A 22066-nucleotide genomic window follows, 5' to 3' on the forward strand; every position below is an offset into this window, starting at 1 on the left:
GAGCGCATCATGAGCATCCGTGACAACTTTACCTACACGGACATGGATGAGTGGCTCAACGAAAAACGAGTCACCGAAGTGGAATGTCTGGTGCCGGACCTGACCGGCGTCGCGCGCGGCAAGATCGTGCCGAGGGCGAAATTTACCGACGAACGGGGCATGCGCATCCCGGAAGCGGTACTCGGCATGACGGTTACCGGCAACTCCCCTCAGGACGATGCCGCCTACGACCGCGCCATCTCTCCCACCGACCGCGACATGATCCTGAAGGCTGACCCCACCACCATCACCATGGTGCCATGGGCCGCCGACCCGACCGCGCAAGTGATCCACGACTGCTATTTCAGCGATGGCAGGCTGGTTGATTTTGCGCCGCGCTCCGTGCTGCGCCGCGTGCTCAAGCTGTACGAAGACAAGGGCTGGTGCCCGATTGTCGCGCCGGAACTGGAGTTCTACCTGACCGACAAGAACTCCGATCCGGACTTGCCGCTGAAGGCGCCCATCGGCCGCAGCGGCCGCGCCGAAACCAGCCGCCAGGTCTACAGCATCGACGCCGTCAACGAGTTCGATCCGCTGTTCGAGGACATCTACGACTACTGCGACATCATGGGCCTCGACGTCGACACACTGATCCACGAGATCGGCGCCGGGCAGATGGAGATCAACTTCCTGCACGGCGAGCCGCTGGGACTCGCCGACAATGTTTTCTATTTCAAGCGCACCTTGCGCGAAGCAGCCATCAAGCACCACATGTACGCCACCTTCATGGCCAAGCCCATGGCCGGCGAACCCGGCTCCGCGATGCACGTGCACCAGAGCGTGCTCGATTGCCGCACGCGGAAGAACATCTTCAGCGATGAAGACGGCGCCCCGTCGCAGCTGTTCAAGTACTACATCGGCGGACTGCAGCGCTTCATGCCTGCTGCGCTGGCGATCGCCGCGCCCTATGTGAATTCCTACCGCCGGCTGGTACGGCACACGGCTGCGCCGATCAATGTCCAGTGGGGCATGGACAACCGCACCGTCGGCTTCCGTGTACCGGAATCGGGTGTGCAGGACCGCCGCGTGGAGAACCGCATCATCGGCGCCGACGCCAATCCCTACCTCGCTTTAGCGGTGACCCTGGCCTGCGGCTACCTCGGCATGACAGAACAGGTCGAACCCACCGACCCCACGGCAGGCAGCGCCTACGACATGGCTTACGAGCTGCCGCAAGGCCTGCCCGAAGCTCTGCGCGCGCTACGCTCCGAAGAAAAACTGCACCAAGTGCTGGGCGAACGCTTCATCGACGTCTACGCCGCCGTGAAAGACCTCGAACACCAGGAATTCATGCGCGTCATCAGCCCTTGGGAACGCGAGCACCTGCTGTTGCATGTCTGATATCAAATTACGGGCCTGTTGCGTGCTTAAAAAATTTCCGTTATATTGAACGTACTGTTCTGTATATCGGACTTGTTCAGCAAGCCGGTATCTTGAATAAATTGCATCAAGAGTCGGTTTTATCCGACGCCAACCTGCCTACCCGGGCAAGGTGGAAGCCATCACGGCGATGCGGCCTATTAACGGCAACGAAGCGGGCGCACATGGATTGCTCCGAATCGAGCCAAGAGTTCAGGAGAAAACCATGAGCATTCAAGCGTCCTACACCCCAGCCCAAGACCTCAGCGCATGGCGCGACCAGTTCCGCCTCACGCACACCTTCCATCTCTCGCTGGGCGCAAATGAGCCTGTCGCCGGCCAGCTTGATTCGATCCTGAAAAACTCAAACGCGACGATCGAAAAATGGGTGATCTCGCGCCGTGGCGGCCATTACGACCACTGTATTACCGTTGAAGGCATCGGCGACGAATCGGCGCGCGAATTGCGCAAGGAATTCGCCAGCCTGAATGGCGAGATCAAGGTGCACGTCGAACACATGGTCCATTTTGGCAATTGATTCACCATGATATATTGCCAATTTGCCCAGCCATCGACAGGATGCGAAGCTCCAAATGCTTAAACGTCTTTTCCCATTAGTGGTGTGTTTCGGCTTGGCCACCGTTTCACTGGGTGCGGCCGGCCAGGAATTGACCAGGTATCCCACCGAAATTGCAGATTTCGCGCAGTGGGAAAAATTTCCCGCGGAATGCGCCGGTTATCGCCGCGCTACAATCAGGGCCTATGCGCCAGCGCTGACGGACTACTCAGTTGCATATCAGAGTTATGGCGGCACGCTGCAAAACGCGGTGACGCTATTCTTTTATCCGCGCCTGAAGGATACTTCCGTCCAGCTACGGGCCGAAGAATCCGAGGTATTGAATGCCCATCAAGACGCATATGTCGCGAATCGACGCGCTATCACTCTTGAATCGCAGGGTAAGAAATACGATGCGTCTTTAATCACGTTTGAGTTTGCAGACACTGTCGCTGGACTCCGGCAGAAGCTGAGTTCTCAATTACTGATTGTGTTCCTGGAAAAGGGAACGTTCAAGGTGCGCAGCACTTCACCTGCGGAACAGGGTGCCGCGGCCGAAGCTGGCCTCCGAGAACTCCTCCAGTGCGTCGCATGGTCGTCTGCCTTGACGAAAGCGGATCTCTAGATACCGCCCATGCAGATGTATTTGATGACCAGGTAGTCTTCGATACCATGTGTCGAGCCTTCGCGGCCCAGACCTGATTGCTTCACGCCGCCGAATGGGGCGATCTCGGTCGAAATCAGGCCAGTGTTCACGCCAACCATGCCGCTCTCCAGTCCTTCCGCCACGCGCCAGATGCGGCCGATATCGCGCGAGTAGAAATAGGCCGCGAGGCCGAACTCGGTGTCGTTGGCCAGTGCCACTGCTTCCTCGTCACTCTTGAACCGGAACAGTGGGGCGAGTGGACCGAAAGTCTCTTCATGCGCGACAAGCATGCCGGCATCCACGTTTGCCAGGACCGTAGGCTGGAAGAAGCTGTGCCCGAGCTCATGGCGCTTGCCGCCTAACAGCAGCTGCGCACCTTTGCCGAGTGCATCCGCGATGTGCTCTTCCACTTTGACGACAGCCTTCTCCTCGATCAGCGGGCCTTGCGTGACGCCGTCATCGGCGCCGTTGCCGACTTTGAGCTTGCGCACCGCTTCCACCAGCCTGGATGCGAAGCTGTCGTACACGCCGTCCTGCACGTAGATGCGGTTGGCGCATACGCAGGTCTGGCCGGCGTTGCGGTACTTGGATGCGATGGCGCCTTCCACTGCTGCATCCAGGTCGGCATCGTCGAAAACGATGAAGGGGGCATTGCCGCCCAGTTCCAGCGACAGCTTTTTGATCGTCGGCGCGCACTGCTCCATCAGCAGCCGGCCCACTGCGGTGGAGCCGGTGAAACTCAGTTTGCGCACGACGGGATTGGAGGTCATCTCACCGCCGATTTCGCGCGAGGCGCCAGTAATCACGCTGAATACGCCTGCCGGAACGCCCGCGCGTTCCGCCAGCACGGCCAGCGCCAATGCGGAGAAAGGCGTCAGTTCCGCCGGCTTGACCACCATCGGGCAGCCTGCTGCCAATGCGGGACCGGCTTTACGCGTGATCATCGCGGCAGGGAAGTTCCAAGGCGTGATGGCGGCGCAGACGCCGATCGGTTCGCGCGTCACGACGACGCGTTTGTCGGGCCACGGCGACGCCAGGGTTTCGCCGGCAACGCGCTTGGCTTCTTCGCCAAACCATTCGATGAATGATGCAGCGTAGGCGATTTCGCCTTTGGATTCAGCCAGCGGCTTGCCTTGTTCGGCGGTCATCAGCGCGGCCAGGTCGTCGGCATTCGCCAGGATGAGGTCATTCCATTTGCGCAGAATGGCAGCGCGCGTCTTGGCCGGCTTCTTGCGCCATTCAGGCCATGCGGCATTCGCTGCCTCGATGGCCCGGCGCGTTTCTGCTGCGCCCATTTTCGGCACGGTGCCTAATACTTCGCCAGTGGCGGGATTGGTGACGCTGATCGTTGCGCCCCCGTCGGCATCGCACCATTGGCCAGCGATAAAACACTGTTGGCGCAGAAGGCTGGGATCTTTCAGGGTCAGCATGATTCACCTCCAAACTAAAAATCCAGTATACCGGGTATCGCGCTGCACGGTTGCCACTTACGCAAATTGGGAATAAGATCAAGCTGCACACTGATAGTTACCGAAAAAACTAAAATGCGCCGCCCCATCGTACTGGTCCCCGCCTGCAGCCAGAAAACCGGCTCCCATCCCAGCTACGCCGCACAAAACAAATACGTTGATGCGGTAGCTGTGGGAGCGCGCTGCCAGCCGTTGTTGGTCCCTCCACTGGGCGACAACACCGATATTGAAAGCCTGCTCGCTCTTGCGGACGGCATCATGCTCACTGGTGCTGCCTCCAATGTGCAGGCCTGCCTGTATGGCCAGGAAACGCTCGACCCATCGCTGCCGGAGGATCCGGCGCGCGATGCAACCACCTTGCCCTTGATCCGCGCCGCGCTGCAGCACGGTATTCCGCTGCTGGCCATTTGCCGCGGCTTCCAGGAAGTGAACGTGGCCCTGGGCGGCACGCTGCACCAGGCGGTGCATACGGTGCCCGGCTTCTTCGACCACCGTGAAGACAAGGCGCAATCGCTGGAGCAGCAATACGCCGCGGCCCACCGCGTCCAACTGGAAAAGGGCGGTTTGCTGGCCCATATTCTTGATGGTGCTAGTGAGATACAAGTGAACTCCTTGCATGGGCAAGGCCTCGACCGGCTGGCGCCGGGACTCCACGTTGAAGCACGCTCCGACGATGGCCTGGTCGAAGCCTATTCCATCGCGGGGGCTGCCGCATTTGCACTGGCCGTGCAATGGCACCCCGAATGGCGGGTGGAAGAGAACCACGATTCCATGCGCTTGTTCAGCGCCTTTGGACTAGCCTGCCGCGTGCACAGGGACCGCATCCCTTAGGTAGCTTTCCTTCAGTAGTGCTGTTTCTAAACTACCTGAGAGGAAGCTATGGCAATCCGCGAAAATTTCAGTTATACCGATATGGACGAGTGGCTCAATGAAAAGCGAGTCACCGAAATCGAATGCCTGGTCCCCGACCTGACCGGCGTCGCGCGCGGCAAAATTCTCCCGCGCGGAAAGTTCACCCAGGAGCGCGGCATGCGCATTCCTGAAGCGGTGCTTGGCATGACCGTCACCGGCAATTACCCGACTGAGGATGACGCCTACGACCGCGCCATTTCCAGCACTGACCGCGATATGATCCTGAAGGCTGACCCGACTACCATCACCATGGTGCCATGGGCCGCCGACCCGACTGCGCAAGTGATCCACGACTGCTATTTCAGCGATGGCAGGCTGGTTGATTTTGCGCCGCGCTCCGTGCTGCGCCGCGTGCTCAAGCTGTACGAAGACAAGGGCTGGTGCCCGATTGTCGCGCCGGAACTGGAGTTCTACCTGACCGACAAGAATTCCGATCCCGACCTCCCGCTGAAGGCGCCCATCGGCCGCAGCGGCCGTGCCGAAACCAGCCGCCAGGTCTACAGCATCGATGCGGTGAACGAGTTCGACCCGCTGTTCGAGGACATCTACGACTACTGCGACATGATGGGCCTCGACGTCGACACACTGATCCACGAGATCGGCGCAGGCCAGATGGAGATCAACTTCCTGCACGGCGAGCCGCTGGGCTTGGCGGACAAGGTGTTCTTCTTCAAGCGCACCTTGCGTGAAGCGGCGTTGAAGCATCATATGTACGCCACCTTCATGGCCAAGCCCATGGCGGGCGAGCCCGGATCGGCGATGCACATCCACCAGAGCGTGGTGGATCAACACGGCTGGAACATCTTCAGCAACAAGGATGGTTCACCATCGCAGCTGTTCAAAGCCTATATCGGCGGCCTGCAGCGCTATATGCCGAGCGCCCTCGCGATAGTCGCGCCTTATGTGAATTCATATCGCCGCCTGGTGCGCCATACTGCCGCACCGATCAACATCCAGTGGGGCATGGACAATCGCACCGTCGGCTTCCGTGTGCCGGAATCGGGCGTGCAGGACAGGCGCGTGGAAAACCGCATCATCGGCGCCGACGCCAATCCCTATCTTGCACTGGCGGTGACACTGGCTTGCGGCTACCTTGGCATGACTGAAGCGCTGGAGCCAACCGCGCCCACGACCGGCAGCGCTTACGAAATGAAGTACGAGTTGCCGCAAGGGTTGCCGGAGGCGCTGAAAGTGCTGCGCAGCGAAGACAAGCTGCGCTTCGTGCTGGGTGAAAGGTTCATCGACGTGTATGCCGCAATCAAGGACCTGGAGCACCAGGAGTTCATGACCGTCATCAGCCCGTGGGAGCGTGAGCACCTGCTGCTGCACGTTTGAGGAGGCGATCATGGACGATACCAAGACAATGCAGGCGAGCGACCACGCGCATTACCTGCATCCATTCACCGATCACAAGGCGCTCGGCGAGCGCGGCGTGCGCGTGATGGTGCGCGGCGAGGGCATCTACTTGTGGGATTCCGAAGGCAAGAAGATTTTGGACGGCATGTCGGGCCTGTGGTGCGTGAACCTGGGCTACGGCCGGCACAGCATCTCCAAAGCGGTGTTCGAACAGATGGAAACGCTGCCGTTCTACAACAGCTTCTTCAACACCACCAACGTGCCGGCAGTGAAGCTGGCCGAAAAGCTGGCGCGCATTGCACCGCCGGGCTTCGAGCATGTGTTCTTCACCGGGTCCGGCTCGGAGGCGAACGACACCAATGTGCGCATGGTGCGCCGCTATTGGGACTTGAAAGGCCAGCCGCAGCGTCACACCATCATCAGCCGCTTCAACGCCTACCACGGCAGCACCATGGCTGGCGCTTCGCTGGGCGGCATGGAGGGCATGCATGCGCAGGGCGGCTTGCCGATCCCGGGCATCGTGCATATCCGCCAGCCGAACTACCTGGAAGCTGGGCGCGGCATGAGCGAAGACGAATTCGGCATCGAGGCCGCATCGTGGCTGGAAGAGAAGATCCTCGACGTCGGACCGGAAAAGGTGGCTGCCTTCATCGGCGAACCAATCCAGGGCGCCGGCGGCGTCGTGATCCCGCCGAGCACCTATTGGCCGGAGATCCAGCGCATCTGCGACAAATACGGCATCCTCATCATCGCCGACGAGGTCATCACCGGCTTTGGCCGCACAGGGCAGATGTTTGCCAGTGAGCTGTTCGGCATCAAACCGGACCTGATCACCTTCGCCAAGGGCGTCACTTCGGGCTACATACCGCTGGGCGGCGTGCTGGTTGGTGAACGGGTGGCGGAGGTGTTGATCGGGCAGGGCGGCGAGTTCGCTCATGGCTTCACGTATTCAGGGCACCCGGTGGCTTGCGCGGCCGCGCTCGAGTCCATCCGCATCCTCGAGGAAGAAAAAATAGTGCAGCGGGTGCGCGAAGATACCGGGCCATACCTGGCGCAACGCTTCGCCACGCTGTCCGATCATCCGCTGGTGGGCTATGCGAACAGTTGCGGCTTCGTTGCCGGCCTAAACCTGGTGCGGCGCAAGGGACCAACGATCCACGGCCACGAATACTTCGATCCGAAGCTGGAAGTTGGCATGGTGTGCCGGGGCTATATGTTCAATAATGGCATGATCATGCGCGCCGTTGGCGACCGCATGATCATTGCACCGCCGCTCATCATGACGCGCGGGCAGATCGACGAAATGGTTGCCCTGATCCGGCGCTGCCTTGACGATACCTATGCAGACCTGAAGCAGAGAGGATGGATGTGAGCCATGGCGAAGGAAACGATCAACTGGCATGACCGCGCCAAGGCGCTGACCCTCGACGGCCGCGCCTTCATCAATGGCGAGCGGACCTGGTCGCGCGCTGAACGCAAGTTCGACAACCTGTCGCCCATCGACGGCCGTTACCTGTCGCAGACGGCGCGCTGTGATGCGGCTGACGTCGACCACGCTGTGGCCATGGCGCGCCGCGCTTTCGAGGGCGGGCGCTGGGCGGGCCAGGCGCCGGCGCAGCGCAAGCGCGTGCTGCAGAAGTTCGCCGACCTGATGATGCAGCACAAGGAAGAATTGGCGCTGCTGGAAACGCTGGATATGGGCAAGCCGATCAAATACAGCCTGGTGGTCGATGTTTCACTGGCCGCCAACTGCATCCGCTGGTATGGCGAGGCGATCGACAAGGTGTATGGAGAAATCGCACCAACGCCGGCCAATTCGCTGGCCCTGATTACACGCGAGCCGGTCGGCGTGGTGGCGGCCATCGTGCCGTGGAATTATCCGCTGCTGATGGCAGCCTGGAAGATCGCGCCGGCGCTGGCAGCCGGCAACAGCGTCGTACTCAAGCCTTCCGAAAAGTCGCCGCTGTCCGCGCTGCGGCTGGCGGAGCTGGCGTTCGAGGCGGGTATTCCTGCGGGCGTGTTCAATGTGCTGCCCGGCTACGGCAACGAGGCGGGCGCCGCGCTGGCCCTGCATATGGACGTCGACTGCATCGGTTTCACCGGTTCCACCCGCACCGGCAAGCAGATCATCCAGATGGCGGGGCAGTCGAACCTGAAGCGCGCATGGATGGAGCTGGGCGGCAAGTCGGCCAATATCGTCTGCGCCGATTGCCCCGACCTCGACGCGGCGGTGGCCGCTGCCGTGGGTTCGATCTACTTCAACCAGGGCGAGAGCTGCAACGCACCATCGCGCCTGTTTGTCGAAGAATCGATCAAGGACAAGTTCCTGGAGAAGGCGCTGGCCATGGTGCCGGACTATGCGCCCGGCGACCCGCTCGACGAGAAAACCGTGATGGGCGCGATTGTCGATTCCATCCAGATGAAGACTGTGATGGGCTATATCGACTCCGGCCGGGAAGAAGGGGGCAAACTGCTCGCCGGTGGCAATGCCGTGCGCAAGGAGACCGGCGGTTTCTATGTGGAGCCTACGCTGTTCGACGGTGTGCAGAACACCATGAAGATTGCGCGCGAAGAGATTTTCGGACCGGTGCTCTCGGTACTGTCGTTCACTGACATGGATGAAGCGGTGAAGCAGGCAAACGACACGCCATACGGACTGCACGCGGCGGTATGGACTTCGGACATCTCGAAGGCGATCCGCACTTCGCGGGCGCTGAAAGCGGGCACCGTGCACGTCAACCAGTACGATGGCGACGACATCACGGTGCCGTTTGGCGGCTACAAGCAGTCAGGCAATGGCCGCGACAAGTCGCTGCACGCCTTCGACAAATATACCGAGTTGAAGACGACCTGGATCCAGGTCTAGGCCCTCAAGCGCCGCAGCACTTCTTGAACTTCTTGCCGCTGCCGCAAGGACAAGGATCGTTTCGGCCAGCCTTTTCCACCTTGGGTTGCGGCGCGTGGAAGAAGGCGTTGATCTTGATGACGGACGGGGTTACCTTGGCGGCGTTCACCGGCGGCTGGAACGGCACCAGCAAGGCAGGCTGCTGGGCGCGCAGCGGCGCCCAGGCTTCTGCCGCGAGGGCTACGCCGGCCGTGAATCCTTCGCACCAGGCCTCTGCCGTCCAAGTCCCACCGCATTCGTAAATTGGCTCAAAGCTGCCTGGATCTTTCTGCATCCACAGGCGCATGTAGTCGTGATGGCGTATGGCCAGCGCTGCGGCTTCGTCATTGCCGGGCGCGCCGCCCCAGACTTCAGGCAGCCATCGTTCCGGCGCCACCTCGGCCGGGCCAACCACCAGCGCGGTCAGGAAGCCTTCCAGCTTCGCGACATCCATGCTCTGCGGGCCCATTTCGGCCAGCAGGTCGTCGAGGCGGTCGTACTCGTCGTCGTCGAGCGGAGTACTCATGCCTCAGAAGCAGTGTTCAAGCGCCGGGAAGGTGCCGCCCTTGACGGCATCGACATAGGCCGACACCGCAGCCTGGATCGAAGTCTGGCCCTCCATGAAGTTCTTCACGAAGCGCGCTTTACGGCCTGGGAATACACCCAGCATATCGTGCATGACCAGCACCTGGCCCGAGCAATCAGGACCGGCCCCAATGCCGATGGTGGGCATCGACAGCATATCGGTCACTTCCTTGCCCAGTGCGGTAGGGATCGCTTCCAGCACCACCATCGCGGCGCCGGCCGCCTGCAGCTTCAGCGCGTCCTGCTTCAGCAGTTCCGCGCTTTCGACCGTCTTGCCTTGCACCTTGTAGCCGCCCAGGGTGTGCACCGATTGCGGGGTCAGGCCCAGGTGCGCACAGACAGGGATCGAACGTTCGACCAGGAAGCGCACGGTTTCAGCCACCCAGGCGCCGCCCTCGATCTTCACCATGTGCGCGCCAGCCTGGACCAGCTGCACCGCGTTGTTGAAGGCCGATTCCGGCGTGGCGTAGGAGCCGAAGGGCATGTCGGCCAGGATCAGCGCATTCTTGGCGCCGCGAGCGACGGCAGCGGTGTGGTAGGCGACTTCCTGCACGGTGACCGGCAGGGTCGACTGGTGGCCGTTGCAAACCATGCCCAGGGAATCGCCGATCAGCAGCACTTCCACGCCGCAGCTGTCCATCATGGACGCGAAGCTGGCGTCGTAGCAGGTCAGCATGGTGATCTTATCGCCGGCTGCCTTCAGGGCGTTGATCGATGGGATCGTGACTGCCTTGGTTGGAACGGCGCGGGTGGGCGCCGGGTAGGGGTTTTGCAGGTTGCCAGACATGGTATGTCCTCAAATTCGGAAAACGATATTCTAACTGCGGAAAATAGAGGATGTGATCTGAAACCCGGTAAACCAGCCGGATGGCCGTCCCGTCAGACCCAAGGGGCAGACCCTGAATGATCTCGCTGCTAACGGTTGAGCAGACAGTGTTAGAGGCGGATGATACCTTGGTCGGCAACCGCCGGCGCGAAATCGGCCGCGCGGCTAAGGCCCGGAAGCACCACTTCCGGCGCCAGCTCCAGCAGCGGCATCAGCACAAACGCGCGCAGATGCATGCGTGGATGCGGCACGGTCAAGGTGTCCGTAGCAATCTGCTCATCGCCATACAGCAGCAAATCCAGGTCCAGAGTGCGCGGCGCGTTGAAGTAAGGCCGCTCGCGGCCATGCGCCTGTTCGATAGCGAACAAGGCCTCCAGCAATGCCTGCGCCGGCAGTGAGGTGCTCAGGCGAGCAACCGCATTGATGTAATCGTCGCCCGAGGAGTCAATCGGCGCCGTGCGATACAGCGAAGACACCGCCTCCAGCGTAACGCCCGGCAGCTTGCGCAGGCGCTCGAAGGCATCGAGCACATTGGCCCGCGCGTCGCCCAGGTTGGCGCCGATGCCGATATAGGCCGTAACCGCCATCAAGCTTCGCCGGCAGGCGCATTGCCACCGCCGCCGCTGCGGCGGCCACGGCGCGGACGCCGGCGGCGCTTGCGTGCCGGCGCTTCACCTTCCGGACGAGGATTCAGGAAATCGTCATCGTCGGCCTCGTCGCCCTCATCGGCGTCGTGGTTTGCGGCGGCCAGGTCGGCGCCGCCTTCAGCGCCAGCGTCGGCATCCTTGCGGCCGCGGCGCGGAGCGGGTTTCTTCTTCTTGCCGCTGCCGGACGACGCGGCCGACACCAGCTCGGCGCGCATGCTCTCGTCACCCTCGTAGAACGCCGTCCACCAGTCGCCCAGTTCACGGTCGATCTCGCCGGAAGCGCAGCGCAGCAGCAGGAAGTCGTAGCCGGCGCGGAAGCGCAGATGCTCCAGCAGCTTGTATGGATTCTTACCGTTGCGGCGCTCAAAGCGCGGCTGCATGGCCCAGATGTCGCGCATGTCGGAACCGATCTTGCGCTGGATGGCCAGCTTCTCGGTCTGCGACTCCAGCACTTCGTCCGCCGCCATATGCAGTGCAGGAATCGGGAACTCGCCCGAAGCCTGGTAAGCCTGCCACTTCTCCAGTACCTGGTGCCACAGCAGGGAGGCGAACAGGAAGCCCGGCGACACGGTCTTGCCGGCCATGACGCGCTTGTCGGTGGAGTCCAGCGCCAGCGTCACGAACTTGGTGCCCATCGGCTGCTCCAGCACCACGTCCAGCATTGGCAGCAGGCCATGGTGCAAGCCTTCCTTGCGCAGCTGCTGCAGGCAGGCCAGGGCCTGGCCGGAGGTCAGCAGCTTGAGCATTTCGTCGAACACGCGTGCCGCAGGCACGTTGTCGATCAGCGGCGCCATCACGCCGATCGGTGCAGCAGTCGAACGTTCGATGGAGAAATTCAGCTTGGCCGCAAAGCGCACCACGCGCAGCATGCGCACCGGATCTTCGCGGTAGCGCGCTTCCGGCTGGCCGATGATGCGCAGCGTCTTGGCGCGGATGTCTTCAATGCCGCCGTGGTAGTCCAGCACTTCCTGCGTCGCAGGGTTGTAATACATGGCGTTGATGGTGAAGTCGCGCCGTTCCGCGTCTTCCGCCTGGGAGCCGAAGGTGTTATCGCGCAGCACGCGGCCATGCTCGTCCTTTGGTGCATTGTCGGTGGCGGTGCCGCGGAAGGTGGTCACTTCCAGCAGGTCCTGGCCAAACATCACGTGCACGATCTGGAAGCGGCGGCCGATGATGAAGGCGCGGCGGAACAGGCGCTTGACCTGCTCCGGCGTGGCATTGGTGGCGACGTCGAAGTCTTTCGGCTTTACCCCCAGCAGCAGGTCGCGCACGGCGCCGCCCACCACGAAGGCTTCAAAGCCCGCTTCCTGCAGCGTGCTGGTGACGCGGATGGCGTTATTGGACACCATGCGCGGATCAATGCCGTGCTCCTTCGGGCCCAGTACAACGGGTTCGTTGCTGGGACGCGCGTTCTTGACGCCCAGGATCTTGCGGATGAATTTCTTAATCATTGAACAGGTGAATAGATGGCCAGCCTTGCGCGGTCGCGTGTTCGGACAGCTTGGCGTTCGGGTTGGTCGCAATCGGATGGCTGACGATCGACAGCAGCGGCAGGTCGTTGTGGGAATCGCTGTAGAAGTGGACGCTTTCGAAGCTGTCCAGCGAATGGCCCAATTTCTCCAGCCAGGCCTTGGTGTGCACGATCTTGCCTTCGCCCTGGGTCGGCGTGCCGAGCAGCTTGCCGGTGATGCGGCCGGCGGCATCGCGCTCCGGCATCGCGGCAATCAGGTGCTCCACGCCGAAGGCCTGGGCGATCGGCGCCACCACAAAGTGGTTGGTCGCCGTGACGATCGCCACCAGATCGCCCGCGTCGAGATGCTTTTGCAGCAGCGCGCGCGCGGCAGGGCGGATATTCGGCATCACCACTTCGGTCATGTACTGCTGCTGCAGTTCGGCCAGGCGCTCAGGCTCGAAGGAAGCCAGGGTTCCGAGCGAAAATTCCAGGTATTCCACCGGGTCCAGGGTGCCCGCCTGGTACTGGGCGAAGAATTCTTCGTTGCGGCGCTTGAATTGCGCGGCATCGACGGCGCCCACGCGGCACAGGAATTCGCCCCACTCGAAATCGGAATCGATCGGCAGCAGCGTATGGTCAAGGTCGAACAGGGCGAGTTTCATCATTCTTTCGCTTCCTCCTGCAGCCATTCGCGCAGCAGGGGCAGGGTAATCGGGCGTTTGGTTTCCAGGGAATACTGGTCGAGCGAGTCGAGCATCGAGGACAGCGATACCATGTCGCGCTGGAAGTGCGACAGCAGGTAAGGTAGCACACCGGGCGAGAGGATCAAGCCGCGCGCTTCCGCCATTTGCGTCAGCGTTGCAAGCTTTTCGTCGTCGGTCAGGCCATGGATCTGGTACACCAGGCCCCAGCCCATGCGCGTCCGTAAATCCTCGCGCACCGGCAGCACGGCCGGGGCGACCGAGCCCGCGCTCACCATGAAGGCGTTGTTGGCGCGGATCTCGTTGAACAGGGCGAAGGCATCGATCTGGGCCACCGGCGACAGCTTTTCGCAGTCGTCCAGCAGGTACAGGTCCACGTCCGGCGAATACAGGAACTCGGTTTCGATCGAAAACGGCGAAATATAGCGGGCGCGTTCGCTCGAGGCGAGCGCCTTCAGCAGGTGCGACTTGCCTGCGCCAATTTCCCCCCACAGGTAGGCGAAATGCTCGCGGGAGCTGCGTTCGGCGAACTGGCGCATCAGCGCCGCCACCTCCGCATTGCGGCCCACCTCGAAAGACTCGAGGGTGCACACCGGCTCCGCACCCAGGTCAAGCACCAGCTGTTTCATTGGACTTGTCCCGGTATTGTGGACTTTTTGCTAACGTAATCGATCTTCACACTACGCATTATAAAAGCTGCTGCGCAGGTAGTGGCGGCGCAGATGCCTAAATCCCACCATCAAGAGGGCGGAAGCGGGCAAAGCGAGCAGCACGCCGACGAAGCCGAACAGCTGGCCGAAGGCCATCAGGGCGAAAATCACGGCCAGCGGGTCGAGGCCGATACGCTCGCCCACCAGGCGTGGCGTGAGGAAGAAACCTTCCAGCACCTGCCCCACGCCGTAGATGACAGCCACCGCCGCCAGCCCGCTCCAGTCTGAGAATTGCAGCACCGCCGCCATCAGCGCCAGCAGCAGCCCCAGGCCGAAGCCAAGGTAAGGGATGAACACCAGCACCCCGGTCAGGATGCCGACCGGCAGCGCCACGTCGAAACCGGCGACCGTCAGGGCGGAGGAATAATAAATTGCCAACACCAGCATCACCAGCAGCTGGCCGCGCAGGTACTGGGCCAGCAGCTGGTCCGCCTCGCTGGCCATGGCCATGGTGGGCTCGATAAAGCGGCGCGGCACGGCGCCGGCGATATGCGCCAGCAGCTTATGCCAGTCCAGCAGGAAGTAGAACAGCACCACCGGGATCAGCACCAGCGTAGCCACCCAGCCAATGACGGCGCTGCCGCCGGTGCGCACGGAATTGAGCACTGCAGCCCAGATCTGGTCGCCGCTTTCGGCCATTTTTTCCGCCGCCAGCGCCTTGATGGTGGCGCCATCGAGCGTGAAGTCCAAGCCCAGCTGGTGCAGGCGCGGACTCAGGGTGTCATTCAGCTTGGCCAGGAAAGCGGGGATCGCCGCCTGCAGCAGCGGGATCTCCTTTTGCAGCACAGGCACCACGATCAGCAGCAAAGTCGACGCCACGGCCCCAAACAGCACGATGACGATGGCCACCGCCAGCGCGCGCGGCATCTCCCAGCGCCGGAACAGGCGCAGGCGGCATAGCTTGTCGACCGCGGGATTCAAGGCATAGGCGATGATGGCCGCCGCCATGAAAGGCGTTAAAACCGGTCCCAGGACCCAGAGCAGGAAGAAAAATGCCGCCCAGACCGCTACCCAGAATAGCGTTTGTTTTTGATCTGCCGAGAGTGGGAAGGGCATTGGGAAGGGCTTTTTGCGGTGAAAAAAGGCGGTTAACGGAATAAAAAGCGGGGTCAAAACTGCTAAAATAGCGGACTTGCCGTAAAAACGGCCACCGCTTTCTATTCTACCGCCTGTTGCGTTAAACACCATGAGCCAACCTTCGAATGTTTCCCTGTCCTACCGTGACGCAGGTGTCGATATCGACGCCGGCGACGCCCTAGTTGAAGCGATCAAGCCATTCGCCAAGCGCACCATGCGCGAAGGCGTGATGGGCGGCATCGGCGGCTTCGGCGCGCTGTTCGAGATCAGCAAGAAATACAAGGAGCCGGTGCTGGTTTCCGGTACCGACGGCGTCGGCACCAAGCTGAAACTGGCGTTTGAGCTGAACCGCCACGACACCGTGGGCATCGACCTGGTGGCCATGAGCGTGAACGACATCCTGGTGCAGGGCGCCGAGCCGCTGTTCTTCCTCGACTACTTCGCCTGCGGCAAGCTGAATGTTGCTACCGCCACCGACGTAATCAAGGGCATCGCCAAGGGTTGCGAAATCTCCGGCTGCGCGCTGATTGGCGGCGAAACCGCAGAAATGCCATCCATGTACCCGGACGGCGAATACGACCTGGCCGGCTTCGCAGTCGGCGCGGTTGAAAAATCCAAGCTGATCGACGGTTCCAAGATCCAGCCGGGCGACGTGGTGCTGGGCCTGGCCTCCTCGGGCGCCCACTCCAACGGTTACTCCCTGGTGCGCAAGATCATCGAAGTGGCCAAGCCAGACCTGGAAGCCGACTTCCACGGCCGCAAGCTGGCCGACGTGCTGATGGAGCCAACCCGCATCTACGTCAAGCCGCTGCTGGCGCTGATGGAGTCGATGGAAGTCAAAGGCCTGGTGCACATCACTGGCGGCGGCCTGGTCGAAAACATCCCGCGCGTGCTGGCCGATAACCTGACCGCCGAACTGGATGGCAAGTCCTGGACCATGCCACCGCTGTTCAAATGGCTGCAGCAGCATGGCGGCGTAGCCGACGCAGAAATGCACCGCGTCTTCAACTGCGGTATCGGCATGACCGTGATCGTGTCCGCAGAAAACGCCGACGCAGCCGTAGCCCAGCTGACCGCGGCCGGCGAGACCGTGTCCCGCATCGGCAAGATCCGCGCCCGCGCGGAAGGCGAACACCAGACCATCGTCGTATAAGGAAAAAGGGGTACGTCCCCTTTTTCGGAAAAAAAAGGGGACGTACCCCTTTTTTCGAAGAACGGAGCCCCAGCGGCTCCGTTTTTTATTTGGCAATCATGCCCGGTTTGATTTTTCTCAAGCACGATTGAAACGCAATTGAGAATCATTCGCGTTTACGCTAGGATGCGGTTCCCTTAACCAAGAGGACCAACCATGAATGCGCGACTGAAACCGATCGCCGCTGACCCTACCCAGCACAATGCCAGGCAGCGTGGTTTGCAGCGCACTCTCCAAGCCCTGTTCCGCGAACAATTGCTGGAACCGGGACATTTGATCCACGATCATCACGCCAGCTGGCTGCCCCTGTGGGGCCAGCGCGCCATGTTGCGCTTTGAAGGCTTGCGCCTGGGCCGCATCGGCAACCTGCAGCTGGATGGCGCCATCTCCCTGATGCAGCCGGGCCGCCCGCCGCAACTTCTTGACTCGCCCTCGGCGTTGCTGGCAGGCGTGGCGCCTTCGCTGCCCGGCCCTCCTGCCGCCGGGGACCTGCAGCGCCTTTCCATCGAGCTGGAAAACAGCACCGCCAACGACGCGCTGTGCCTGGCCTATCGCAGCGGCTGGGCGGATGAACTGTCCGCCAACCTGCGCGAGCGCCACCAGCACTTCCTCGCTGCGCTGCGTGCCTCCCGTCACGCCAATGCGCCGCTGCTGCTGGAGCAATGGGGCACGCTTGGCCATCCCTGGCACCCAAACTACAAGACCAAGCTTGGGCTGGATGCTGCGGAAGTGATGGCGCTGTCGCCCGAATTCCAGGCCCAGTTGCGCGTGCCGCTGGCCGCCCTGCGCACCAGCAAGGCCCATGTGGCCTTCGCCGCGGAAGGCGAAGACTATCGCAGCTGGTTCGGGCGCACCTACCCGCAAGCCTGGCAAGCCTGGCTCGCCGCGATGCAGGCGCGTGGACTGCCGCACGAAGGCTGGCTGCCTTTGCCGCTCCATCCCTACCAGGCCAGCCGCCAGCTGCCGCAACGCTTCGCGCAGGAGATCGCGGACGGCGACCTCCTGCTGCTCGACGCCGAAATGCCGGCCACGCCGACCATGTCTTTCCGCACCGTGGTGCCGTATGGCTCATCGCAGCTGCCGCACTTGAAGCTTCCCGTCTCGTTGCGCCTCACCAGCGTGCAGCGTACCGTCTCGCCCAAATCGGCTGTGATGGGGCCGCGCGTTTCGCGCCTGCTGTCTGCCATCATCGCCAGTGAAGGAGGCTTCGGCGGCTCCCTGGCTATCGTGCCGGAGCAATGCGGCATTCACCTGCTCGACGACGATGATGACCGCGCCCGGCACCTCGCTGCGCTATACCGCGCCAACCCCGCCGCTTGCGTGGCGCCGGGCGCTATGGCCGTCCCGGTCGGCGCATTGTTCGCGGAATCGCCGTTCAGCGGCCGCCCACTGATGACCGAAGCGGTCGCCCTGTGCAGCAGCGATGATGCCGCCGGCGCACAGGAATTCTTCCGCCAGTACGCGGCCACTGCGCTGCGCGCCGTGCTGTCGGCCTATCTGCTGTACGGCGTCGCGTTCGAAGCGCACCAGCAAAACAGCTTCATCGTGCTCGATCAGAACTTCCGCCCCGCGCAACTGCTGGTGCGCGACTTCGGCGATATCCGCATCCACCGGCCGACGCTGGAACGCAGCGGCCACACATTGCAGGCACATCGTCCCGGCCATACCCTGTTCGACGACGCAGGCATCGTGCGCGACAAGCTGCTGCACGCGGTGCTGCTTTGCCACGTCTCTGAACTGGCATTGCTGCTGGCACGCAGCTACGCCTGCGACGAAGACCTGTTCTGGTGTATCTTCGCGCGCGAGCTCTCCACCGCTTTCGACGACCTGCGTGGCCACGCCGATCCGTCCCGCTGGGCGCAGGAACGCGCCGCGCTGCTGGAAGGGGACTGGCCCGCCAAGTCCTTCCTGCGCATGCGCCTGAGCGACAGCTCGGACGACGCTCTGGGCAGCATGCCGAACCCGCTGCGCGAGGCGCTGCGCTGATGGCGGCGCTGCGCTGGCTATTCGCCATCCAGCTGCTGTCGATGGGCGCGATGGAAATGAGCGGGCCATTCTGGCCGCTGCAACTGCGCGCGCTCGGCGATGCCCCGGGTGGACTGGCAGTCGCCAGCGCAGTCGCTTACGCTGGCCCGCTGGTGACGGCGATGCTGTTCACGCCAGTGTGGGGACGCATTGGCGACCGCGTCGGCCACAAGCCGATGCTGCTGCGCGCCTTGCTGGCGCTGGCCGCCACCCAGCTCTGGCTGGCGTTCGCCGGCAGCGCCACTGTGGTGCTGGCAGTGCGCCTGCTGCAAGGCGCGCTGGCTGGCTTCATCGCCGCCGCCCAAGCCTACGGCGCCGGCATCGTGGCGCGCGCCGAACGCGGCGCCCTGATGGCGCGCCTGCAGGTCGCTACCGCGCTCGGCTCCATGCTTGGCCCGCTGGCCGGTGGATTGGCCTACTCCGCCTTCGGCTTTGCCGCAGTCAACGCCATTGCCGCCGCCATATGCCTGGCATGTGCGGCCTGCGCCGCGCGCGTACTTCCCGCAGAAAGGCGGGAAGGCAATCTGGATGGCCTCTCATCCCGCGCTGCATCGCCAGCCGCTTCGCGCGCTTCGAGCGGCTTGGCGCCACAGTCCGTTGCCGTGAATAATGACGCATTGGGCGAAGCCGCTGGGCTGCGCGGCGTGGTGGCCGGACTTCTTGCGGGCATTGTCCTGGTACAGGCGGGCAAGATGATGCCGCAAGGTTTCTTCAGCCTGTATGCCGAACAGGTCCTGCATGCAGCGCCATGGCTGACGGGCCTGTGCTACGGTGCGACCGCCGCCGGCTTGTGCCTGTTCGCACCGTTCTGGGCGAAACAATTCAGGGACAAGCCGCGCGCGTGGGTGCTGCAAAGGATCGAGTGGATATGCTGGGCGTGCGCGGGCATCGTCGCGCTGCAGGCAATCGGCCGCAGCATCGCGCTGGTGCTGGCCGTACGACTGGCCTGGGGCATTGCGATGGCCGCGTTGCTGCCAGTGTTTTACGGGCTGCTGTCCCAGGAAACCTGCGACGCGCAGCAAGGGCGCGTGCTGGGCGCCGGCAACAGCGCCGCCAAGGCAGGCGCGCTGCTTGGCGCTGCAGCGGGCGGCCTGGCCATGGCATGGCTGCCACTGGAGCATATCTTCTGGAGCGTGGCCACTCTGTACATGGTTGCGGCACTTGGCATGCGTGTGTGGCGCGGCCAGGCTGCCGCACAGCCTATTTCCGCGTGAACTCCATGATCCAGTTGGTTTGCCAGCTGCTGCCGTCATCCCAGGAATAGGCCTGCTCCCAGCGGGCCTCGCGCTCGCTGACGCGGGTCCAGGTGAAACGTACGCGGGCGAGGCGGCCTTGATAGACTTCCTCGCCTTCAAAGCGGCCCACGCCGTCGGCATCGAAGCGGCCCACTACCGGCGGCAGCAACATGCCGGTGGCAGGATCGAGGCCGCCGTCGCGGTTGGTCAGCCAGTAGATGCTCCAGCGAGCGGTGACGGGATCGAATACGCGCAGCGTCATCGCCACAAAACCCGGGCGCCAGCCGCCCAGCGGCCGATACTCGTCGTAGTTGCCAATGCCCGCTGGCAGCGCATGCACAAGATTGCTGGCGCGGAAAGTCTCCCAAGGGCTGTCGGGATTGGCGTAATCAGACTGGCGTCTGTTCTGCACCGACCAATCGCCATGCAGGAAATCAAACGCGTGCCGCGCACGTTCGATGTCGGCCGGAGCGGGTGCGGCGCCCGCTGTCCCAGCCACGCCATTTGCCGCCAGCATCAGCGCCCCGATCAGCTTTTTCATGCTCGTCTCCTTGTTGAAAGAAGCGTCATGCTAAGCCGCTAACAGGCGAGAACCTGCCCTATATGCGGCCAGTATCGATAATCGATACCAGGGCGATATTGTTTGGCCTGCGCACGGGCGTGGCGCGAAGATATCCGCCACACAAGAACAGGAGGTCCCGCCATGCTGCCCACAATTTTTGCCGTATTCGCCGTGTGTTTTGTCCTCGAGCGCCTGCGCCCCGGCTGGAAACTGCCGCGCGTCCGCACCTGGCCGGTTCGCGTACTGGCCATCAACGCCGTGCAGCTCGGCGTCGTCCTGCTGGCCGGGTTCACCTGGGAGCGTTGGGCTTCGCAAGCCTCGCTGCTCCACCTTTCGGACCACATGGGCGCCAGCGCTGGCGGCCTGCTGGCCTACTTCATCGCCACCTTCGTGTTCTATTGGTGGCACCGCATGCGCCACGAGTCGGACTTGCTTTGGCGGCTGTTCCACCAGATCCATCACAGCCCGCAGCGCATCGAAGTGATCACCTCTTTCTACAAGCACCCCGGTGAGATGGTGGTCAACTCAATCATCGGCAGCCTGCTGGTTTATACTTTCCTTGGCCTGTCGCCGCAAGCGGGCGCGGTCTACACCCTCTGCACGGCGCTCGGTGAGTTTTTCTATCACACCAGCGTCACGACACCGCGCTGGGTTGGCTGGTTCTTCCAGCGCCCGGAAATGCACCGTATCCACCACCAGCGTGGCCGCCACAAGAACAACTACGGCGACATCGTGTGGTGGGACATGTTGTTCGGCACTTACGAGAACCCGGAAAAATTCGAATCGACTTGCGGCTTCGACGCCAGCAGGGAGGAGCGGCTGGTGGACATGCTGGCCTACCGCGATGTCCACCAGGATTGATCAGCGCAGCGGCAGCGCGATAGGCCGCATTGGCGCCGCATCGGCACCGCGCAATTTGAGCGAGGCGCCGATAAAGGCAAACTCATACACCTTGTCGCGCGCCAGATCTTCCAGGTTGACCAGCTCCATGATCGGCACCCCGTGCTCGGCCAGCAGGTAGGTGTGCACAGGGATGTAGTTGTCCTTGGACTCGGAAGGGAAGGTTTCGAAGCTGAGGTTATCCGCTCCCACCACCATCGCGCCATTCTGCTCCACCAGGAAGCGTGCGGCATCCAATCCCATGCCAGGAGGATTCTGCATGAAGGCCTGGGCTTTCTCAAAGTGCTGCATGCGGCCCGTGCGGATCAGCACCACGTCGCCTTTTTGCAGCGACACCTTCTGGCGCGCCAGCGCTTCGGACAGGTCCTTGCCGGTGACGCGGTAATTATCCGGCAGCATAGGCACGCCTTTGGATGCCGCGACGTCGATCAGCACCCCGCGCGCCACGATCGGCGGCAGCTTTTCCGCGCCGGCCACGTTCCAGCCACGGTCGCCCAGATGCTCCGAGACCTTGAAGCCGTTCCAGATCTTGCCGTTCAGTCCGAAGTGGTTCAGCGCGTCGATGTGGGTGCCCATGTGCGAGTACATCGAAATGGCGCTGCCCGAATAGCTGACGTGCTGGTTCATCGCCTTGCCCGTCCCCATCGGGTCCGACAGTTCGTTGCCGTGCGGGGTATGAGTCATCCACATCAGGTAAGGCGGATCGCCGGCCGCCTGCCAGCTTGGCATGCCGACGAAATAGTCCACCGACAGGTCATAGGCACGGCCGCCGCCGATGCGCGACAGGATGGCCGCGCTGGAGGCCGGGGTGACCAGGTTCAGGCGGCCGATTTCGTCTTGCGGCCCCCACGGGCTGGTGCCCGGATCGGCGGCCATGGCGTTGGCGGACAGCAGCAGGGCGGCAAAAGCGTTGGCGAGTTTCATGTTGGCTC

21 protein-coding genes and 1 riboswitch are annotated in these 22066 nt (G+C 62.6%); of the genes, 11 read left to right on the forward strand and 10 right to left on the reverse strand.

Annotated elements, in window-relative coordinates; translation table 11 throughout:
* Nucleotides 1-9: 9 nt before the first annotated feature.
* The 3 genes from GM658_RS13775 to GM658_RS13785 all read left to right on the forward strand — a co-directional run bounded on the left by GM658_RS13775 (nt 10) and on the right by GM658_RS13785 (nt 2579).
* Nucleotides 10-1380 (forward strand): glutamine synthetase family protein, encoded by a 1371-nt coding sequence (locus GM658_RS13775; protein WP_155454624.1) that lies wholly within the window; start codon nt 10-12, stop codon nt 1378-1380.
* Nucleotides 1381-1478: 98 nt separating this feature from the next.
* Nucleotides 1479-1583, forward strand: a riboswitch (SAM-I-IV-variant riboswitch).
* A 41-nt stretch (nt 1584-1624) separates the two neighbouring features.
* Nucleotides 1625-1936 carry a hypothetical protein gene (locus GM658_RS13780; RefSeq protein ID WP_155454625.1) on the forward strand — a complete coding sequence of 104 codons (312 nt, stop codon included), beginning with the start codon at nt 1625-1627 and terminating at the stop codon, nt 1934-1936.
* A 55-nt stretch (nt 1937-1991) separates the two neighbouring features.
* Nucleotides 1992-2579, forward strand: coding sequence for a hypothetical protein (locus GM658_RS13785; protein WP_155454626.1), 588 nt, complete (start codon nt 1992-1994; stop codon nt 2577-2579).
* Here the strand turns inward: GM658_RS13785 and gabD are convergent.
* Entirely contained in the window at nt 2576-4030 is a 1455-nt protein-coding gene (gabD, locus tag GM658_RS13790) for an NADP-dependent succinate-semialdehyde dehydrogenase (protein WP_155454627.1), read from the reverse strand. The two genes, GM658_RS13785 and gabD, sit on opposite strands and share 4 nt — an antisense overlap.
* Before the next feature lie 114 nt (nt 4031-4144).
* On the opposite strand from gabD, the gene GM658_RS13795 reads away from it, so the two are divergent.
* The 4 genes from GM658_RS13795 to GM658_RS13810 are packed head-to-tail and all read left to right on the forward strand — an operon-like array spanning nt 4145 to nt 9203.
* On the forward strand, nt 4145-4900 hold the full coding sequence (locus GM658_RS13795; protein ID WP_155454628.1) for a gamma-glutamyl-gamma-aminobutyrate hydrolase family protein: 756 nt from the start codon (nt 4145-4147) through the stop codon (nt 4898-4900).
* Nucleotides 4901-4948: 48 nt separating this feature from the next.
* The gene (locus GM658_RS13800; protein ID WP_155454629.1) at nt 4949-6316 is read left to right on the forward strand and encodes a glutamine synthetase family protein; all 1368 of its coding nucleotides are present in this window, start codon (nt 4949-4951) and stop codon (nt 6314-6316) included.
* A 10-nt stretch (nt 6317-6326) separates the two neighbouring features.
* Nucleotides 6327-7709, forward strand: a complete 1383-nt coding sequence (locus GM658_RS13805) for an aspartate aminotransferase family protein (RefSeq protein ID WP_155454630.1) — start codon at nt 6327-6329, stop codon at nt 7707-7709.
* A gap of 3 nt (nt 7710-7712) precedes the next feature.
* On the forward strand, nt 7713-9203 hold the full coding sequence (locus GM658_RS13810) for an aldehyde dehydrogenase (RefSeq protein WP_155454631.1): 1491 nt from the start codon (nt 7713-7715) through the stop codon (nt 9201-9203).
* A gap of 4 nt (nt 9204-9207) precedes the next feature.
* Here the strand turns inward: GM658_RS13810 and GM658_RS13815 are convergent, their stop codons facing one another.
* The 7 genes from GM658_RS13815 to GM658_RS13845 all read right to left on the reverse strand — a co-directional run bounded on the left by GM658_RS13815 (nt 9208) and on the right by GM658_RS13845 (nt 15199).
* Nucleotides 9208-9747 carry a UPF0149 family protein gene (locus tag GM658_RS13815; protein ID WP_155454632.1) on the reverse strand — a complete coding sequence of 180 codons (540 nt, stop codon included), beginning with the start codon at nt 9745-9747 and terminating at the stop codon, nt 9208-9210.
* A 3-nt stretch (nt 9748-9750) separates the two neighbouring features.
* Nucleotides 9751-10593 (reverse strand): 3-methyl-2-oxobutanoate hydroxymethyltransferase, encoded by an 843-nt coding sequence (gene panB, locus GM658_RS13820; RefSeq protein WP_155454633.1) that lies wholly within the window; start codon nt 10591-10593, stop codon nt 9751-9753.
* A gap of 149 nt (nt 10594-10742) precedes the next feature.
* Nucleotides 10743-11219, reverse strand: a complete 477-nt coding sequence (gene folK, locus GM658_RS13825) for a 2-amino-4-hydroxy-6-hydroxymethyldihydropteridine diphosphokinase (RefSeq protein ID WP_155454634.1) — start codon at nt 11217-11219, stop codon at nt 10743-10745.
* The gene (gene pcnB / locus GM658_RS13830; RefSeq protein WP_155454635.1) at nt 11219-12730 is read right to left on the reverse strand and encodes a polynucleotide adenylyltransferase PcnB; all 1512 of its coding nucleotides are present in this window, start codon (nt 12728-12730) and stop codon (nt 11219-11221) included. Before pcnB ends, folK begins: the two co-directional genes overlap by 1 nt.
* Nucleotides 12723-13394 carry a histidinol-phosphatase gene (locus GM658_RS13835; protein ID WP_155454753.1) on the reverse strand — a complete coding sequence of 224 codons (672 nt, stop codon included), beginning with the start codon at nt 13392-13394 and terminating at the stop codon, nt 12723-12725. Before GM658_RS13835 ends, pcnB begins: the two co-directional genes overlap by 8 nt.
* Nucleotides 13394-14062 carry a DnaA regulatory inactivator Hda gene (gene hda, locus GM658_RS13840; RefSeq protein WP_155454636.1) on the reverse strand — a complete coding sequence of 223 codons (669 nt, stop codon included), beginning with the start codon at nt 14060-14062 and terminating at the stop codon, nt 13394-13396. The genes GM658_RS13835 and hda overlap by 1 nt, the downstream gene beginning before the upstream one ends.
* Before the next feature lie 51 nt (nt 14063-14113).
* Entirely contained in the window at nt 14114-15199 is a 1086-nt protein-coding gene (locus GM658_RS13845; protein WP_155454637.1) for an AI-2E family transporter, read from the reverse strand.
* A 130-nt stretch (nt 15200-15329) separates the two neighbouring features.
* Here GM658_RS13845 and purM point away from each other — a divergent pair, with 130 nt between their 5' ends.
* From purM to GM658_RS13860, 3 genes are all read left to right on the forward strand, one after another.
* Nucleotides 15330-16373 (forward strand): phosphoribosylformylglycinamidine cyclo-ligase, encoded by a 1044-nt coding sequence (gene purM, locus GM658_RS13850; RefSeq protein WP_155454638.1) that lies wholly within the window; start codon nt 15330-15332, stop codon nt 16371-16373.
* A gap of 195 nt (nt 16374-16568) precedes the next feature.
* On the forward strand, nt 16569-18398 hold the full coding sequence (locus tag GM658_RS13855) for an IucA/IucC family protein (protein WP_155454639.1): 1830 nt from the start codon (nt 16569-16571) through the stop codon (nt 18396-18398).
* Nucleotides 18398-19651 (forward strand): MFS transporter, encoded by a 1254-nt coding sequence (locus GM658_RS13860; RefSeq protein WP_155454640.1) that lies wholly within the window; start codon nt 18398-18400, stop codon nt 19649-19651. Before GM658_RS13855 ends, GM658_RS13860 begins: the two co-directional genes overlap by 1 nt.
* On the opposite strand, the gene GM658_RS13865 is transcribed toward GM658_RS13860, so the two are convergent.
* Nucleotides 19638-20213 carry a hypothetical protein gene (locus GM658_RS13865; protein WP_229416897.1) on the reverse strand — a complete coding sequence of 192 codons (576 nt, stop codon included), beginning with the start codon at nt 20211-20213 and terminating at the stop codon, nt 19638-19640. The genes GM658_RS13860 and GM658_RS13865 overlap by 14 nt on opposite strands.
* Before the next feature lie 162 nt (nt 20214-20375).
* On the opposite strand from GM658_RS13865, the gene GM658_RS13870 reads away from it, so the two are divergent.
* The gene (locus tag GM658_RS13870; RefSeq protein ID WP_155454641.1) at nt 20376-21095 is read left to right on the forward strand and encodes a sterol desaturase family protein; all 720 of its coding nucleotides are present in this window, start codon (nt 20376-20378) and stop codon (nt 21093-21095) included.
* Here the strand turns inward: GM658_RS13870 and GM658_RS13875 are convergent, their stop codons facing one another.
* Nucleotides 21096-22058, reverse strand: a complete 963-nt coding sequence (locus tag GM658_RS13875) for a cyclase family protein (RefSeq protein ID WP_155454642.1) — start codon at nt 22056-22058, stop codon at nt 21096-21098.
* Between the last annotated feature and the right edge of the window lie 8 nt (nt 22059-22066).

Origin of the sequence: Massilia eburnea, assembly GCF_009720745.1 — a bacterium.
In the GTDB taxonomy this organism is placed as follows: domain Bacteria; phylum Pseudomonadota; class Gammaproteobacteria; order Burkholderiales; family Burkholderiaceae_D; genus Rugamonas; species Rugamonas eburnea.

Coding starts and splice junctions, on each gene's coding strand:
- GM658_RS13775 (WP_155454624.1), top strand. CDS start 10: ATGAGCATCCGTGACAACTTTACCTACACGGACATGGATGAGTGGCTC.
- GM658_RS13780 (WP_155454625.1), top strand. CDS start 1,625: ATGAGCATTCAAGCGTCCTACACCCCAGCCCAAGACCTCAGCGCATGG.
- GM658_RS13785 (WP_155454626.1), top strand. CDS start 1,992: ATGCTTAAACGTCTTTTCCCATTAGTGGTGTGTTTCGGCTTGGCCACC.
- gabD (WP_155454627.1), bottom strand. CDS start 4,030: ATGCTGACCCTGAAAGATCCCAGCCTTCTGCGCCAACAGTGTTTTATC.
- GM658_RS13795 (WP_155454628.1), top strand. CDS start 4,145: ATGCGCCGCCCCATCGTACTGGTCCCCGCCTGCAGCCAGAAAACCGGC.
- GM658_RS13800 (WP_155454629.1), top strand. CDS start 4,949: ATGGCAATCCGCGAAAATTTCAGTTATACCGATATGGACGAGTGGCTC.
- GM658_RS13805 (WP_155454630.1), top strand. CDS start 6,327: ATGGACGATACCAAGACAATGCAGGCGAGCGACCACGCGCATTACCTG.
- GM658_RS13810 (WP_155454631.1), top strand. CDS start 7,713: ATGGCGAAGGAAACGATCAACTGGCATGACCGCGCCAAGGCGCTGACC.
- GM658_RS13815 (WP_155454632.1), bottom strand. CDS start 9,747: ATGAGTACTCCGCTCGACGACGACGAGTACGACCGCCTCGACGACCTG.
- panB (WP_155454633.1), bottom strand. CDS start 10,593: ATGTCTGGCAACCTGCAAAACCCCTACCCGGCGCCCACCCGCGCCGTT.
- folK (WP_155454634.1), bottom strand. CDS start 11,219: ATGGCGGTTACGGCCTATATCGGCATCGGCGCCAACCTGGGCGACGCG.
- pcnB (WP_155454635.1), bottom strand. CDS start 12,730: ATGATTAAGAAATTCATCCGCAAGATCCTGGGCGTCAAGAACGCGCGT.
- GM658_RS13835 (WP_155454753.1), bottom strand. CDS start 13,394: ATGAAACTCGCCCTGTTCGACCTTGACCATACGCTGCTGCCGATCGAT.
- hda (WP_155454636.1), bottom strand. CDS start 14,062: ATGAAACAGCTGGTGCTTGACCTGGGTGCGGAGCCGGTGTGCACCCTC.
- GM658_RS13845 (WP_155454637.1), bottom strand. CDS start 15,199: ATGCCCTTCCCACTCTCGGCAGATCAAAAACAAACGCTATTCTGGGTA.
- purM (WP_155454638.1), top strand. CDS start 15,330: ATGAGCCAACCTTCGAATGTTTCCCTGTCCTACCGTGACGCAGGTGTC.
- GM658_RS13855 (WP_155454639.1), top strand. CDS start 16,569: ATGAATGCGCGACTGAAACCGATCGCCGCTGACCCTACCCAGCACAAT.
- GM658_RS13860 (WP_155454640.1), top strand. CDS start 18,398: ATGGCGGCGCTGCGCTGGCTATTCGCCATCCAGCTGCTGTCGATGGGC.
- GM658_RS13865 (WP_229416897.1), bottom strand. CDS start 20,213: ATGAAAAAGCTGATCGGGGCGCTGATGCTGGCGGCAAATGGCGTGGCT.
- GM658_RS13870 (WP_155454641.1), top strand. CDS start 20,376: ATGCTGCCCACAATTTTTGCCGTATTCGCCGTGTGTTTTGTCCTCGAG.
- GM658_RS13875 (WP_155454642.1), bottom strand. CDS start 22,058: ATGAAACTCGCCAACGCTTTTGCCGCCCTGCTGCTGTCCGCCAACGCC.